This window comes from Aeromicrobium sp. (assembly GCF_023146395.1).
GTDB lineage: Bacteria > Actinomycetota > Actinomycetes > Propionibacteriales > Nocardioidaceae > Aeromicrobium.
Window position 1 is genome coordinate 15,181 of sequence record NZ_JAGLCD010000007.1, and the last position, 14,611, is coordinate 29,791.

General features: G+C 72.6%; 14 protein-coding genes. 4 read left to right on the forward strand and 10 right to left on the reverse strand.

Annotated features, from left to right (window positions below; all coding sequences use genetic code 11):
- Window positions 1-10: 10 nt before the first annotated feature.
- The 9 genes from KAG51_RS06070 to groES all read right to left on the reverse strand — a co-directional run bounded on the left by KAG51_RS06070 (window position 11) and on the right by groES (window position 9,674).
- On the reverse strand, window positions 11-1,600 hold the full coding sequence (locus KAG51_RS06070) for a succinic semialdehyde dehydrogenase (RefSeq protein ID WP_290581687.1): 1,590 nt from the start codon (window positions 1,598-1,600) through the stop codon (window positions 11-13).
- A gap of 78 nt (window positions 1,601-1,678) precedes the next feature.
- Window positions 1,679-2,437: a carbon-nitrogen hydrolase family protein gene (locus KAG51_RS06075; protein WP_290581689.1), complete on the reverse strand. Its 759-nt coding sequence runs from the start codon at window positions 2,435-2,437 to the stop codon at window positions 1,679-1,681.
- A gap of 8 nt (window positions 2,438-2,445) precedes the next feature.
- Window positions 2,446-2,919 carry a GNAT family N-acetyltransferase gene (locus KAG51_RS06080; protein WP_290581691.1) on the reverse strand — a complete coding sequence of 158 codons (474 nt, stop codon included), beginning with the start codon at window positions 2,917-2,919 and terminating at the stop codon, window positions 2,446-2,448.
- Entirely contained in the window at window positions 2,916-4,022 is a 1,107-nt protein-coding gene (locus tag KAG51_RS06085) for a GuaB3 family IMP dehydrogenase-related protein (RefSeq protein ID WP_290581693.1), read from the reverse strand. Before KAG51_RS06085 ends, KAG51_RS06080 begins: the two co-directional genes overlap by 4 nt.
- 215 nt (window positions 4,023-4,237) lie before the next feature.
- A complete protein-coding gene (gene guaB / locus KAG51_RS06090) occupies window positions 4,238-5,746 on the reverse strand; it encodes an IMP dehydrogenase (protein ID WP_290581695.1) in 1,509 nt (502 codons plus the stop codon).
- A gap of 85 nt (window positions 5,747-5,831) precedes the next feature.
- On the reverse strand, window positions 5,832-6,551 hold the full coding sequence (locus KAG51_RS06095) for an SIP domain-containing protein (RefSeq protein ID WP_290581697.1): 720 nt from the start codon (window positions 6,549-6,551) through the stop codon (window positions 5,832-5,834).
- Between the two features lie 3 nt (window positions 6,552-6,554).
- Window positions 6,555-7,556: an ABC transporter substrate-binding protein gene (locus tag KAG51_RS06100; RefSeq protein WP_290581699.1), complete on the reverse strand. Its 1,002-nt coding sequence runs from the start codon at window positions 7,554-7,556 to the stop codon at window positions 6,555-6,557.
- Window positions 7,557-7,685: 129 nt separating this feature from the next.
- Window positions 7,686-9,290 (reverse strand): chaperonin GroEL, encoded by a 1,605-nt coding sequence (gene groL / locus KAG51_RS06105; protein WP_290581701.1) that lies wholly within the window; start codon window positions 9,288-9,290, stop codon window positions 7,686-7,688.
- Between the two features lie 93 nt (window positions 9,291-9,383).
- Window positions 9,384-9,674, reverse strand: coding sequence for a co-chaperone GroES (groES, locus tag KAG51_RS06110; RefSeq protein WP_290581703.1), 291 nt, complete (start codon window positions 9,672-9,674; stop codon window positions 9,384-9,386).
- A 433-nt stretch (window positions 9,675-10,107) separates the two neighbouring features.
- Between groES and KAG51_RS06115 the strand changes: the two genes are divergently transcribed.
- Genes KAG51_RS06115 through KAG51_RS06130 form a run of 4 tightly spaced genes read left to right on the forward strand, consistent with a single transcriptional unit; the run spans window position 10,108 to window position 13,432 of the window.
- Entirely contained in the window at window positions 10,108-11,268 is a 1,161-nt protein-coding gene (locus KAG51_RS06115; RefSeq protein ID WP_290581705.1) for a class I SAM-dependent methyltransferase, read from the forward strand.
- Between the two features lie 27 nt (window positions 11,269-11,295).
- Window positions 11,296-11,985 carry a 5-oxoprolinase subunit PxpA gene (locus KAG51_RS06120; protein ID WP_290581707.1) on the forward strand — a complete coding sequence of 230 codons (690 nt, stop codon included), beginning with the start codon at window positions 11,296-11,298 and terminating at the stop codon, window positions 11,983-11,985.
- Window positions 11,982-12,578: an allophanate hydrolase subunit 1 gene (locus KAG51_RS06125; protein WP_290581709.1), complete on the forward strand. Its 597-nt coding sequence runs from the start codon at window positions 11,982-11,984 to the stop codon at window positions 12,576-12,578. Before KAG51_RS06120 ends, KAG51_RS06125 begins: the two co-directional genes overlap by 4 nt.
- Window positions 12,575-13,432, forward strand: a complete 858-nt coding sequence (locus tag KAG51_RS06130; protein WP_290581711.1) for a biotin-dependent carboxyltransferase family protein — start codon at window positions 12,575-12,577, stop codon at window positions 13,430-13,432. Before KAG51_RS06125 ends, KAG51_RS06130 begins: the two co-directional genes overlap by 4 nt.
- 13 nt (window positions 13,433-13,445) lie before the next feature.
- Here KAG51_RS06130 and tsaD read toward each other — a convergent pair whose 3' ends face one another.
- The gene (tsaD, locus tag KAG51_RS06135; protein WP_290581713.1) at window positions 13,446-14,489 is read right to left on the reverse strand and encodes a tRNA (adenosine(37)-N6)-threonylcarbamoyltransferase complex transferase subunit TsaD; all 1,044 of its coding nucleotides are present in this window, start codon (window positions 14,487-14,489) and stop codon (window positions 13,446-13,448) included.
- Window positions 14,490-14,611 lie beyond the last annotated feature (122 nt).

Genomic DNA, 14,611 nt, shown 5'->3' on the forward strand with positions numbered 1-14,611 from the left:
GCTCTCCTTCTCAGCGGCGGACGGTCGTGCGGCGCAGGACGCGCAGCAGGAACGTCAGGACGGCAGCGTACGGCTTGGCGGGGACCGCGGCAGGGCCCGCGACGGGCAGGAGGCGCTGGACGCCGACCGACTGGGTCTCGGTGTACCGGTAGTAGCCCTCCTCGCCCTGGCGACGGCCCGTGCCCGAGGTCCGCATGCCCCCCATGGGCGCGTCGACGCTGCCGAACGTGGCGCCGAAGCCCTCGTTGACGTTGACCGTGCCGGCCTTGATCCGCGGCGCGAGGGCGCGGGCCAGGCCCACGGGTCCGAAGATCGAGGCGTTGAGCCCGTACTCCCCGGCGTTGGCGAGCGCGACGGCCTCGTCGACGTCCGCGAAGCGGTAGAGCGAGACCAGCGGGCCGAAGGTCTCCTCCGCGAAGCACTCGGCCGCCTCGGTGACGTCCTCCAGCACCGTGGGCTCGAAGAAGTATGGACCGAGGTCGGGCCGGGCCCGTCCGCCCGCGAGGACCGTGGCGCCGTTGGCCACGGCGTCGTCGACGTGCTTGGTGACGGTCTCGAGCTGGCTGGCCGAGACCAGCGAGCCCATGTCGACGTCCCAGTCGAGCGAGGCCCCGAGGCTCATGGCGCGGACGCGGCGCACGAACGCGTCGCGGAAGTCGTCGTACAACGAGTCGTGCACGTAGAGCCGCTCGATCGAGACGCACAGCTGGCCGGCCGACGAGAAGCAGGCCCCGACCGCGCCCTCGGCCGCCTTCTCGACGTCGGCGCCGGGGAGCACGATCATGGGGTTCTTGCCGCCGAGCTCGAGGGAGTAGCCGATGAGCCGCTCCGCGGCGAGCTTGGCGATGCCCGTGCCGGTCGCGGTCGATCCCGTGAAGCAGATGTAGTCGGCCTGCTGCACGATCGCCGTGCCGACGACGGAGCCCGCACCGCTGACCATCTGCCAGACGTCGGCCGGGACGCCGGCCTTGCGCAGCAGCTCCAGGGCGGCGAGCGCGGTCAAGGGGCTCTGGCTGTCGGGCTTCTGGACGACGACGTTGCCGGCCGCGATCGCGGGCAGACCGTCGGCCAGGGCCATCGTGAGGGGGTAGTTCCAGGGGCTGATGATGCCCACGACGCCCTTCGGCACGTGGTGGACCGTGATCTGGGTCAGGAACGGGAACACGCCGACGCCACGTCGCGATCCGGCCAGGTAGCGCAGGCGCCGGCCGTAGTAGCGGGCCGTGAGCGCCAGGTGGAGGACCTCGTCGTAGGCGTGCTTGCGGGTCTTGCCCGACTCGAGCTGGATCAGGTCCATCAGCTCGTTCTGGTGGGCGAGCACGAGATCGTGCAGGCGCAGCAGCATGCCGGCCCGGTCGCGCACCGAGGTCGAGGCCCAGCGGGGCTGGATCGCGCGAGCGGCGTCGAAGGCGTCGTCGACGTCGCTCGGACTCGAGACCGGCACCTCGGCGAGCGCCTCGCCCGTGAAGGGGGTCGACGTCGTGCGGACCTCGCCCGTCGTGCTGCGGATCAGGGAGGTCAGCTCGGCCGCCCGGGCCGCGCTGACCGGCGCGTCCACGCGGGCGTCGGAGACACTGGGGCGAACAGACGTGGTCGACATGGGGGCGAGCATACCGCCGGTATGTGAACCGTGCCACCGTCGCAGGTCAGGTGCGGTGCCGGGTCGCCCGTCGACCCCTCAGAGCCGCACGCTCCGCGCCGGGCCGAGGGCCCGCCGTTCCGCCAGCATGGGATGAGCCGCGCGGGTCGCCGCGACGAGATCCAGCTCGAGATCGGCGATCACGACCCCCTGCTCGCCGTCGGGCACCGCCACCAGGGTGCGTCCCTCCGGGTCGTGGATCGCGGCTCCTCCGCAGAACTCGCCCTCGCCGCACGGTCCCACGAGGGCGCCGACCGCCACGAAGAAGCCGTTGTCGAGCGCTCGAGCGCGGGTGTAGAGGTCGCGTCGGTGCTCGCTGCCGGCGTAGTAGGCGATCGAGGCGGCGTAGAGCACGGCTCCCGCGTCGGCGGCAGCTCGGCCGTGCTCGGGAAAGCAGGTGTCGTAGCAGGTGGCCAGGGCGATCCGGTCCCCTGCGAGGTCCAGGACGGTGCCCGCCTCGCCGGCCGCGAAGCACTCCTGCTCCCCACCCGAGAGGTGCTGCTTGTCGTAGACCCGCTGCGGCGCGGTCCCGCCGAATGCGAGGGTCGTCAGGGTCGGCCGCTCGGCGCCCGCGATGGCCGCGCCCGCGAGCACGACAGCTCCCGCTGCGGCGGCGGCCTCCTGCAACGGGGCGAGGCACGGATCGTCCAGCGCGATGACCGCCGGCGGGAGCGTGTAACCGGTCAGGAAGAGCTCCGGCAGCACCAGGAGCGACGCCCCGTCGGCCCGGGACACGGCGTCGACCGCGGTCGCGACATTGGCTGCCACGTCCCCCGGGACGGAGGTCAGCTGCGCCACCGCGACCCTCACGGTGCGCGGTCCGCAGCGAGATGCTTCGCGAAGCAGACCGAGTCGGGCACCGACAGGTAGGGCTCGAACACCGGCACCTCCGTGTATCCGCTCGCCCGGTACAGAGCCAGCGCCGACTCCTGGCGCGACCCCGTGTGCAGGAGCAGGCGCGGGGCGCCGGCGTGCCGCGCCCGCTCCTCCAGGTTCTCCAGCAACAGCCGACCCAGGCCCCGACCGCGTCCTGCGGGCGGGACGTACATCCGCTTGACCTCGAGATCCGGTCCGAGCCGGCGCAGCGCTCCCGTGCCCACCGGCAGGTCTCCCTGCCGCGCGAGCAGCGTCACGACGACCGAGCCCGGGTCGATGTCCTCGGCCGGTGACGCATGCCGGGGCCGCCCGTACAGGGCCGCCATCTCCTCACCCATGGCCTGACGCATCCGCTGCACGACAGGGTCGTCCACGGCCACCTCGACCAGGGCGACCGGGATCACCCGACGACGACCTCGACCCGCTGGAACTCCTTGAGCTCGGTGTACCCCGTCGTGGCCATCGCGCGGCGCAGGGCACCGATCAGGTTCATCGTGCCGTCGGGCACGGTCGAGGGCCCGAACAGGACCGACTCGAGCGTGCCGATCGTGCCGAACTCGACGCGCTGGCCCCGGGGCAGCTCGGCGTGCCACGCCTCGGCGCCCCAGTGGAAGCCGCGGCCCGGCGCCTCGTGGGCGCGCGCCAGCGGGGACCCGATCATGACGGCGTCGGCGCCGCACGCCACGGCCTTCGCGATGTCGCCACTGCGACCGATCGACCCGTCGGCGATGACGTGCACGTAGCGACCGCCCGACTCGTCGAGGTAGTCGCGGCGCGCGGCGGCCACGTCGGCCACGGCCGACGCCATCGGCACCGAGACACCCAGGACCGACCGCGTCGTGTGCGCGGCGCCGCCACCGAATCCGACCAGGACCCCCGCGGCGCCGGTGCGCATCAGGTGGAGGGCGGCCTGGTAGGTCGCGCAGCCACCCACGATGACCGGGACGTCGAGCTCGTAGATGAACTCCTTGAGGTTGAGCGGCTCGGCCTGGCCCGAGACGTGCTCGGCCGAGACCGTCGTGCCGCGGATCACGAACAGGTCGACCCCGGCGCGCACGACGACGTCGGCGAACTGCTTGGTGCGCTGGGGCGAGAGCGCGGCCGCGACCGTGACACCCGCGTCACGGATCTCCTGCAGCCGGCTCACGATCAGCTCGGGCTTGATCGACTCGGCGTAGATCTCCTGCATGCGGGCATTCGCCGCGACCGTGTCGAGACTCGCGATCTCCGCCAGGAGCGGCTCCGGGTCCTCGTAGCGGGTCCACAGTCCCTCGAGGTCGAGCACGCCCAGCCCGCCGAGCCGGCCGAGCGCGATCGCCGTGGCCGGGCTCATGACCGAGTCCATCGGCGCGGCCAGCACCGGGAGCTCGAAGCGGTAGGCGTCGATCTGCCAGGCCGTCGAGACCTCCTCCGGGTCACGCGTACGCCGGCTCGGCACGATCGCGATGTCGTCGAAGGAGTAGGCCCGGCGGCCGCGCTTCGCGGCTCCGATGTCGAGGTCTGCCATGGCGCCCACCCTATCGGCGGCAGGACGAGGCACCCGCGAGGCCGGGTCGAGGCGCGGGCCGTTCGTCGTGCAGGACAAGCAGCATGGACCAGAAGCGGTGGGTCCCGCGGCCGCTTGCGTGGCCGCGCGCTCGACTTCACACGGAGGATGGTGACTTCCCACGGCTCCTGTGCCGTGCGAAGTCACCAGTTGCCGTGCTGAGCAGCGCGGCTAGCTCAGCGACCGGCGTAGTTGGGGGCCTCGACGGTCATCTGGATGTCGTGCGGGTGCGACTCCTTGAGCCCGGCCGAGGTGATGCGCACGAACTTGCCCTTGGTCTGCAGGTCGTCGATCGTGCGGGCGCCGACGTAGAACATCGACTGGTGCAGGCCTCCCACGAGCTGGTGGGCCACCGCGCCGACGGGACCGCGGTAAGCCACCTGGCCCTCGATGCCCTCGGGCACGATCTGGTCGTCGCTCGTGACGTCGGCCTGGAAGTAGCGGTCCTTGGAGTAGGACTTCTTGCCGCGCGAGGCCATCGCCCCGAGCGAGCCCATGCCGCGGTACGACTTGTACTGCTTGCCGCCGACGAAGATCAGGTCGCCGGGGCTCTCCTCGCAACCGGCGAGCAGCGAGCCCACCATGACGGTGTCGGCGCCGGCGACGAGCGCCTTCGCGATGTCGCCGGAGTACTGCAGCCCGCCGTCGGCGATGACCGGGACCCCCGCAGGGCCGGCCGCGAGCGACGCCTCGTAGACCGCCGTGATCTGGGGGACGCCGACGCCCGCGACGACGCGCGTGGTGCAGATCGAGCCCGGACCGACGCCGACCTTGACGGCGTCGACCCCGGCGTCGACCAACGCCTGGGCACCCTCGCGCGTGGCGACGTTGCCGCCGATGATCTGGACGCCGTCGAAGGCGGAGTCGGCCTTGATACGACGGATCATGTCGAGCAGGAGCCGCGCGTGGCCGTGGGCGGTGTCGACGACGAGCACGTCGACGCCGGCCTCACGCAGCTGGTTGGCCCGCTCCCACGCGTCGCCGAAGAAGCCGACCGCGGCGCCGACCATGAGGCGGCCCGAGGAGTCGTTGCTGGCGAGCGGGAACTGCTCGGACTTGACGAAGTCCTTGACCGTGATGAGCCCGGCGAGCTGGCCGTCGGCGTCGACGATCGGCAGCCGCTCACGCTTGTGCTGGCGCAGCAGGGACTGTGCCTCGTCGCGGGTGATGCCGACCTGACCCGTGATCAGCGGCATGGGGGTCATGACGTCGCCGACGTGCGTGCTGGCCCACTCCGCCACGGGCGTGAACCGCAGGTCGCGGTTGGTGATGATGCCGATGAGCGTGCCGTCCTCGTCGACGACGGGCAGGCCCGAGACGCGGTACTCGCCGCACTTGGCGTCGAGATCCTCCAGCGTCGCCTTGGGGCCGATCGTGACGGGGTTCGGGATCATGCCCGTCTGCGTGCGCTTGACGAGGTCGACCTGGTACGCCTGGTCCTCGATCGAGAGGTTGCGGTGCAGGATGCCGATGCCACCCTCGCGGGCCATGGCGATCGCCATGCGCGACTCCGTGACGGTGTCCATCGCGCTCGACAGCAGCGGGATCCGCAGCGTGAGCTCCCGGGTCAGACGCGCGGTCGTGTCGACCTCGCTCGGGATGACGTCGGTCTCGCCGGGCAGCAGCAGGACGTCGTCGTAGGTGAGTCCCAGCGTCTGGAACTTGTCGGGGATTCCACCACTCATGACGTCATCGTACGCGCCCCCGACGACGGCTCCGGCCGCGGTGAGCGTCGTGTGGGACACGTCACCGCGGCCGTGGTCCGACCGCTCAGAGGCCGGTCTTGCCGTCGGCCCAGTAGGGCTGGGTGCGGATGCTGCGCCGGTCGATCGGCGTCAGGTCCAGCAGCACCCGACGCTGCCGCTGGATCGACTGCCCGTGACCGGCGAGGTAGACCGTGGTCGTGGCGTCGAGCTGCTCCGCGTGCCGCTGCAGCCACGCCTCGGCGTCGAGGCCGTGGGCGCCCGAGCGGGCCACGACCGTGGCCTGCGGCACTAGCTCGCCGGTGGCCTCGACGTCGCCCGGGTCGACCTCGAGAAGGGCCTGGAAGGGACGCCCCTCGGACCGGCACCGGTCGCCGAAGGCCATCGCGAGGCTGATGACCGTCGCGTCGCCCACGACGAGCACGGGCTCGTCGCCGGCCTCCCAGCGGAAGCTCTTCTTCGAGCCCCACTGACACACCGCCACCGGATCGCCCTCGTGCCAGCTGAGGATCAGCTCCTCACCGGGCCCCGACCCGTGCCGGTGGACGATGATCGAGAGCTCCCCGGACGCGGCGTCGATCCGCGCCGGGGTGTAGTGCCGGAACTCGGTGCGGCTGGTGCGAAAGGCCGTGGAGTCGCCCGGCAGGATCGTCGCCTCCCGAAAGTCGTCGGACCCGAGCACGAGCTCGATGAGCCCGTGCCCGAGGTCGCGACGGCGGACCAGGGTCGCGGCGTGGGCCGACTTCATGACCTGGTCGGCCAGGAAGCCGGGCGTGCGGAGCGCCATGGATCAGAGCAGACCCTGCGCCGCGGTCGTGAACCGGTTGAGCAGGGTGGCCGCCTCGGCGTACGTCGGCGGGTAGACCGAGGTCCACGGGGTGAAGGCGTCGTTCTGGGCGGCCGCGATGGTCGCGAAGACCGGCTGCGCCTTGAGAGCCTCCAGCCCGGCCTGACCCTGACGGTCGTCGTACAGCGCGAGGTCGGCGTTGTACTTGTCCGACTCCTCCCAGCTGAGGGTCTCGAAGTAGCCCTGCGGGTCCGGGTTGTCCGGCACGACGATCGGCAGGCCCAGGGTCTCGACCCAGTAGTTCAGATCGGCCGAGACGGCCGGGTTCGAGACGTAGTAGCTGTCGACCGAGCCCGAGACGGCGATCGCGGTCTTGCCGGCCGCGGTGAGCTGCTCACCGAGGTCCGTGGCCGTGGCCGAGGCCTCCTCGAAGGCGGCTTCGCCCGCCGTGACCTCCTCGCTCTCGAGGTCGGCACCCAGCTCGCCGGCGAGGTCCTGCACCGACTCGATCTGCTCGGTGAGGTCCAGGCCGTCGTAGCTGACGGCCACGATGTCCCACTGCTTGCCGAGGCTGTCGTGGATCGGCTTCGACATGTACCAGTAGTCGCCCTCGATGTAGCTCGAGGTGATGATCAGGTCGGGATCGAGCGCGGCGACCTTCTCCTCGTCGATGTCGCCGTAGTCGCCGGCTCCCGTAACGTCCTCGACCGACTCCGGGTCGAGGCCGGCGGCCTGGCTGTCGACGCCGCCGTCGGGGCCCTCGAGCGGGCCGAACGTACCGACGATCCGGTCGCCGAGCCCGAGCTGCGTGAGCGCCGCGGCCATGGTGCTCTGAGCCACGATGCGCTCGGGGCCACCGTCCGGCAGGTCGACGTCGATGCCGTCGGTCTGGTCGACGTTGCCGTCACCGGAGCCGGAGTCGGAGTCGGAGTCGGAGCCGCACGCGGCCAGGGGCAGGAGCAGGAGGGCGCCGACGACGGCGCCGGCGATGGAGCGAGTCTTCATGTCGGCAAGGCTACCCTGACCTTGGCAAGGTTTACCTAACACCCCCGACCCATGGCGCGGCACCCGCCCGGGACGCCGAACGGCCCGCCCCCCACGAGGGGGACGGGCCGTTCGGACCAGATGGACCGATCAGTGCTGGTGACCCGCGTGGGCGTCGGCCTCGTCCTCGGCCGGCTTCTCGGCCACGAGGGTCTCGGTCGTCAGCAGCATCGCCGTGATCGAGGCCGCGTTGGCCAGGGCCGAACGCGTGACCTTGACCGGGTCGAGGATGCCCTGCGCGAGCAGGTCGCCGTACTCACCCGTGGCGCCGTTGTAGCCCTGGCCCGACTCGCGGACCTTGCTCACGACGACCTCGCCGGCGGCACCACCGTTGCGGGCGATCCACTCCAGCGGGGCGTCGGCACCCTTGCGGACGATGCGGACACCGAAGGCCTCGTCGCCGGTCAGACCGAGGTCGCCGTCGAGCACCGAGACCGCGTGGACGAGCGCGGAGCCACCGCCGGGGACGATGCCCTCCTCGATGGCCGCTCGGGTCGCCGAGACGGCGTCCTCGATGCGGTGCTTCTTCTCCTTGAGCTCGACCTCGGTGGCCGCGCCGACCTGGATCACGCAGACGCCGCCGGCGAGCTTCGCGAGACGCTCCTGGAGCTTCTCCTTGTCCCAGTCGGAGTCGGAGAGCTCGATCTCGGACTTGATCTGCGCCACGCGACCGCTGACCTCGGCGGCGTCGCCGCCGCCCTCGACGATCGTGGTGTCGTCCTTGGTGACGACGATGCGACGCGCGGTGCCGAGCACCTCCAGGCCGACCGAGTCGAGCTTGAGGCCGACGTCGGGCGTGACGACCGTGGCGCCGGTGAGCGTCGCGATGTCCTGCAGGATCGCCTTGCGACGGTCGCCGAAGGCCGGGGCCTTGACCGCGACCGAGGTGAAGGTGCCGCGGATCTTGTTGACGACGAGCGTGCTGAGCGCCTCGCCCTCGATGTCCTCGGCGATCACGAACAAGGTCTTGCCGGCGGCGATGACCTTCTCGAGCAACGGGAGGAGGTCGGAGACGGCCGAGATCTTGCCGCTGTGCAGCAGGACGTAGGGGTCGTCGAGGACGGCCTCCATGCGCTCGGTGTCGGTGACCATGTACGGGCTCAGGTAGCCCTTGTCGAACTGCATGCCCTCGGTGAAGTCGAGCTGCGTGCCGAGGGTGTTGGACTCCTCGACCGTGATGACGCCGTCCTTGCCGACCTTGTCGAAGGCCTCGGCGATGAGCTCGCCGATGTGGGCGTCACGGCTGGACACCGTGGCGACGGCCGTCATGTCCTTGACGTCGTCGACGGTGCGGGCCGTCTCGTGGAGCTTCTCGACGACGGCCGCGACGGCCGCCTCGATGCCCTTCTTCAGACCGACCGGGTTGGCGCCGGCGGCCACGGCGCGCAGGCCCTCGTGGACCATCGCCTGGGCCAGCACGGTGGCGGTGGTGGTGCCGTCACCGGCGACGTCGTTCGTCTTGGTGGCGACCTCCTTGGCGAGCTGGGCGCCGAGGTTCTCGAAGGGGTCGTCGAGCTCGACCTCACGGGCGACGGTGACACCGTCGTTGGTGATCGTGGGGGCGCCCCACTTCTTGTCGAGCACGACGTAGCGGCCCTTGGGGCCGAGCGTGACCTTGACGGTGTCGGCGAGCTTGTCGACACCGCGCTCGAGGGCGCGGCGGGCGTTCTCGTCGAACTCCAGGATCTTGGGCATGGTGAGCCTCTCTGAGTGCGAAAAAGGATGGGAGACGCGAGCGCCCCGGCGCCCCGCCCACGAGGTGGGAGGGCGGGCCGGGGCGTCAGCGCATCAGGAGATGACGGCGAGGATGTCGCGCGCCGAGAGGATCAGGTAGTCCTGACCGGCGTGCTTGACCTCGGTTCCGCCGTACTTGCTGAAGATGATCTTGTCGCCCACGGCGACGTCGATCGGGACGCGGTTGCCGTTGTCGTCGATGCGACCGGGGCCCACGGCCACGACCTCGCCCTCCTGGGGCTTCTCCTTGGCGGTGTCCGGGATGACGAGACCGGACGCGGTGGTCTGCTCGGCCTCGCTCGTCTTGATGATGAGACGGTCCTCGAGCGGCTTGATAGTCGACACTGGTCGACCTCCCCTTCGTTCTGAGAGTGGAGTCTGTGGTTCTTCGGGTGAGCTGCGCACGTCGTCGCGGGTGCCGTGCACGGCTAGCAATCTCACGTGGAGAGTGCCAGTTCCGAAGGTAGCAGATCGTTGGCACTCGGTCGACGGGAGTGCTAATCGGTCACGTGCCAAGAACGGTGGGGACGGGACAAGCGGCATGGACCACACCGCAGGGTACGGCGGCCCTCAACCGACCGTCCTTCCGAGATTTGCGCCGAGACGTGCAGTTCGGGCACGGCGGAAACCCACATCTCGGCGCATTTCGGGACGCCACCCGCGGATGAACGGCTCCTGCACCCACCGCTCCTGGTCCGTGCCGCTTGTCACCCGCCAAGCTCGGCCTCCGCGCGCCCGGGAGGCGAAGGGGCGGGCGCCCCACCGATACGCTCTCGGGATGGAGCTCGCGACCTTCGAGCGGCTGCTGACGCCGGAGGGTCAGGAGCTGCTGGCCGAGATCGCCGAGCGCGCCGGGGTGGAGTCCGACCTCGGACTGGGCACCCGGCTGCGCAAGACCCACGACAACGACCTGGTCGCTGCCGCCGTCACCCAGAACCACCTCCGCGGGAAGGCCGCGGCCAAGCTGGGCGCCGACGCCGCGCGCCTGTACTTCACGCACGACGCGCTCGAGCAGGCCACGCGGCGCCGGGTGGCCGACCACCGGGCCCAGCGGCTCGCCGGCGCAGGAGCCACGTCGGTGGTCGACCTGGGGTGCGGCATCGGCGCGGACCTGATCGCGTTCGCCCGGGCCGGCCTGCGCGTCCGCGGGATCGAGCAGGACCCCGTCCGAGCGGCGATCGCCGCGGCGAACCTCCGCGCGCTCGACCTCGACGGTCACGTCGAGGTGGGCGACGCGACGCGCACCGAGGTGGCGCCGGGCGAGACGGCCTTCGTCGACCCGGCCCGCCGCACCGGGAAGGGCCGGGTCTTCGGCACCGCCGACCTCCAGCCGCCGTGGCCCTGGGCGCGCGAGCTGCTGCACGGCCGCGCCGTCGCCAAGGTCATGCCCGGCCTGGCGCACGACGACGTGCCGGCCGGCGTCGAGGCCGAGTGGGTCAGCGACGGGGGCGACCTGGTGGAGTGCTGTCTGTGGGGCAGCCCCTACGCCCGGACCCGCCGGCGCGCGACGCTGCTCCCCTCCGGCGCCACGCTCGCCCTGCACGACGAGCCCGCCGTCGTCGCACCAGTCGGCGCCTACCTCTACGAGCCGGACGACGCCGTGATCCGCGCCGGCGTCGTGGCCGAGCTCGCGGCGGAGCTGGGCGGCTGGCTCCCCGACCCGCGCATCGCCTACGTGAGCGCCGACCGCGGCGACGTCACCCCGCTCGCGCGACGCTTCGCGGTCACGGCCGAGCTCCCGTTCCGCGAGAAGCCGCTCAAGGCTGCCCTGCAGCAGCGCCGTGTGGGGACCCTGACGATCAAGAAGCGCGGGGTGCAGGTCGTGCCCGAGGAGCTCGTCAAGCGGCTCCGGCTCAGCGGCCCCAACCGCGCCACGGTCATCATGACGCGCGTCGACGGCCAGGGCCGGGCGTTCCTCGTCGAGCCGCTGAAGCCCTGAGCCGCGCCGCGGGCCTACGCTGACGCCATGCAGGTCGACCTCAACGCCGACGTCGCCGAGAGCCCGGACGACCTCGCGCTCCTGGACGTCGTGACCAGCGCCAACGTGTGCTGCGGGGCGTACGCGGGCGGCATCGACCTGATGCTCGCCGCGTGCACCAGGGCCGTCGAGCGCGGCGTCACGATCGGGGCCCAGGTAGGGTACGCCGACCCCGAGGGATTCGGCCGGCGCCCGCTCGAGGTCGACAGCGAGGAGCTCATCGAGTCGCTCCGCGAGCAGATCGACCTGCTCGCCGAGATCGCCGACGCGTCGGGCGGGCACGTCGCATACGTCAAGCCGCACGGTGCGCTCTACAACACCGTCGTCTCCGACGAGCGCCAGGCGGGCGCCGTCGTCGAGGCCGTCGCCCCGTACGGGCTCGGGCTGCTCGGGCTCCCCCACGCGGCCTCCCTGCGCCTGGCCCGCGCCGACGGGCTGCCGGTCGTGCGGGAGGGCTTCGCCGACCGGGCCTACCGACCCGACGGCACGCTCGTGCCGCGCTCGGAGCCCGGTGCCGTGCACGACGACCCGGCGACCGCCGTGGCGCAGGCCCTCCGACTGGCGGCCGAGGTCGACTCGCTGTGCGTCCACGGCGACTCCCCCGGGGCGCTCGACCTCACCCGCGCGGTGCGCGCCGGTCTGGAGGACGCCGGCCACACGGTGCGGTCGTTCGCGTGAGGCTCCTGCCGGTCGGCGACCAGGCCCTGATGCTCGACTGCACCGACGCGGCCGAGGCCCGTGGCTGGCACGCCGCCCTGGCCGGCGCGGCCGACGTGACCCTGGGCGCGCGCACCCTGCTGGTGCGCGGCGATCCGGCCGAGGTGCGCCGCCTCCTGGCCAGCACGTCACCGGGCGACGCCGCCGCGCGCGAGCTGCACGAGGTCACGGTGCCCGTGGTCTACGACGGTCCCGACCTGGCGGAGGTCGCCGGGCTCACCGGCCTGACGGCCGACGAGGTGGTCGCGGCGCACACTGCGGCGGTCTGGGACGTCGCGTTCACGGGATTCGCCCCCGGCTTCGCCTACCTGACCGGTGGCGACCCGCGCCTGCACGTGCCCCGGCGCGGCACCCCGCGGTCGCGGGTCCCGGCCGGGGCCGTGGCGCTCGCCGGGCCCTACTCCGGCATCTACCCGCGAGAGTCCCCCGGCGGATGGCAGCTGCTCGGGCGCACCGACCTCCCGGTCTGGGACCTCGACCGCGACCCGCCTGCCCTGCTGCAGCCGGGAACCCGGGTGCGGTTCACGGTCGCGCGTCCCGGGGCGACGCCATGAGCCTGCGCGTCACGGCGATGCTCGGGTCGGCCCTGGTGCAGGACCTGGGACGACCGGGCCGCTCGGAGATCGGGGTGTCCCCGTCCGGGGTCTTCGACCGGCGGGCGGCCCGGCAGGCGAACGCCCTCGTCGGCAACGCCCCGGGCGCCGCCGTGCTCGAGGTCGTCGGCGCGCTCTCGCTCCGGGCGAGTCGGGAGACCGCCGTCGTGGTGGCTGGCGCACCGGGACCACTCACGATCGACGGCGTGCCGGCGTCCTCGCTGCGCCTCCTGCGCGTGCCCGCGGGGGGCGTGCTGTCGGTCGGTCCCGCCGTCGTCGGGCTCCGCCGCGTCGTGGCATTCGCGGGCGGGATCGCCACCGACCCCGTCCTCGGGTCGCGGTCGACCGACACCCTCGCCGGTCTCGGACCAGCGCCGCTCGAGATCGGGTCCCCGGTCGTCGTGGCACCGGGCCCCGTCGGACCCGACCGGCGCCAGCTCGACACCGGCGTCTGGGGCGTCGGCGACCTGACGGTGCGGGTCGTGCTCGGTCCGCGCGACGACTGGTTCTCCGCCGACGCGGCCGACACGCTGCTCCGCACGGGCTGGACCGTGTCGGACCGCAGCGACCGGATCGGCCTGCGTCTCGACGGCCCACCGCTGGAGCGGGCCGTCGCGGGAGAGCTCGAGTCGGAGGCGGTCGTGCGGGGCAGCATCCAGGTCACCTCGGCCGGGCTGCCAGTCGTGCTGGGGCCTGACCACCCGGCGACGGGCGGCTACCCCGTGATCGGCGTCGTGGTCGACGCCGACACCGACCTGCTGGCCCAGGCAGCGCCCGGCCGCATCCTGCGGTTCCGCCGGCATCCCGCACCCTGAGCGGGCGGTGGAGTCAGGCGACGATCGAGGTGACCGGGAGACCGGAGTCGGCCCGCAGGTCGAAGGGCGAGGGCGACAGGCCGCGACGCACGACCTCGGCACCCAGCGCGGCCACCATGGCTCCGTTGTCGGTGCACAGGCCGAGACGCGGCACGCGCAGCTCCAGGCCGGCCTCGGCACAGCGCTGCTCGGCGTACCAGCGCAGCCGCGAGTTGGCGGCGACCCCGCCGCCCACCACGAGGGTGCCGACGTCGTGCACACGGCACGCCTCGACGGCCTTGGCCGTGAGCACGTCGCACACCGCGTCCTGGAACGACGCCGCGACGTCGGCGACGACGAGCTCACGTCCGGCGAGCTGCTCGCGCTGCACGTGACGTGAGACCGCACTCTTCAGGCCGGAGAACGAGAAGTTCCAGCGATGCCGCTCCTGGTCGCGCGCGGCCGTGAGGCCCCGCGGGAACGGCACGGCCCGGGGATCCCCACCCGCCGCGACCCGGTCGATGTGCGGGCCGCCGGGATACGGCAGGCCGAGCAGGCGCGCGACCTTGTCGAACGCCTCCCCCGCCGCGTCGTCGATCGTCTGGCCGAGCAGGGTCACGTCGGTCGCGATGTCGTCGACCAGGAGGATCTCGGAGTGCCCCCCGCTCGCGAGCAGCGCCACGACCCGCCGGTCGAAGCGGCCGTGCTCGAGCTGGTCGACCGCCACGTGGGCCGCGAGGTGGTTGACGCCGTACAGCGGCGTGTCGCGGGCCAGGGCCAGCGCCTTCGCCCCGGCGAGGCCCACGAGCAGCGCTCCGGTCAGCCCGGGACCGCTCGTGACGGCGATCGCGTCGACGTCGGACATCGTCAGACCGGCCTCGTCGAGCGCGCCGGTGAGCGTGGGGACGAAGGCCTCCAGGTGCGCGCGGCTGGCCACCTCGGGCACGATCCCGCCGAAGCGGACGTGCTCCTCCATGCTGGAGGCGACGACGTGCGCCAGGAGCTCGGTGCCCCGCACGATGCCGACACCGGTCTCGTCGCAGGACGACTCGATGCCGAGGACGACGGGCTCGCTCACCGGCTCATCATCCCACCTGCCGCCCACGGCCCGGCACCCCCGCCGGGCCCACCTCGCCGCCCACGGCCCGGCACCCCCGCCGGGCCCACCTCGCCGCCCACGGCCCGGCACCCCCGCCGGGC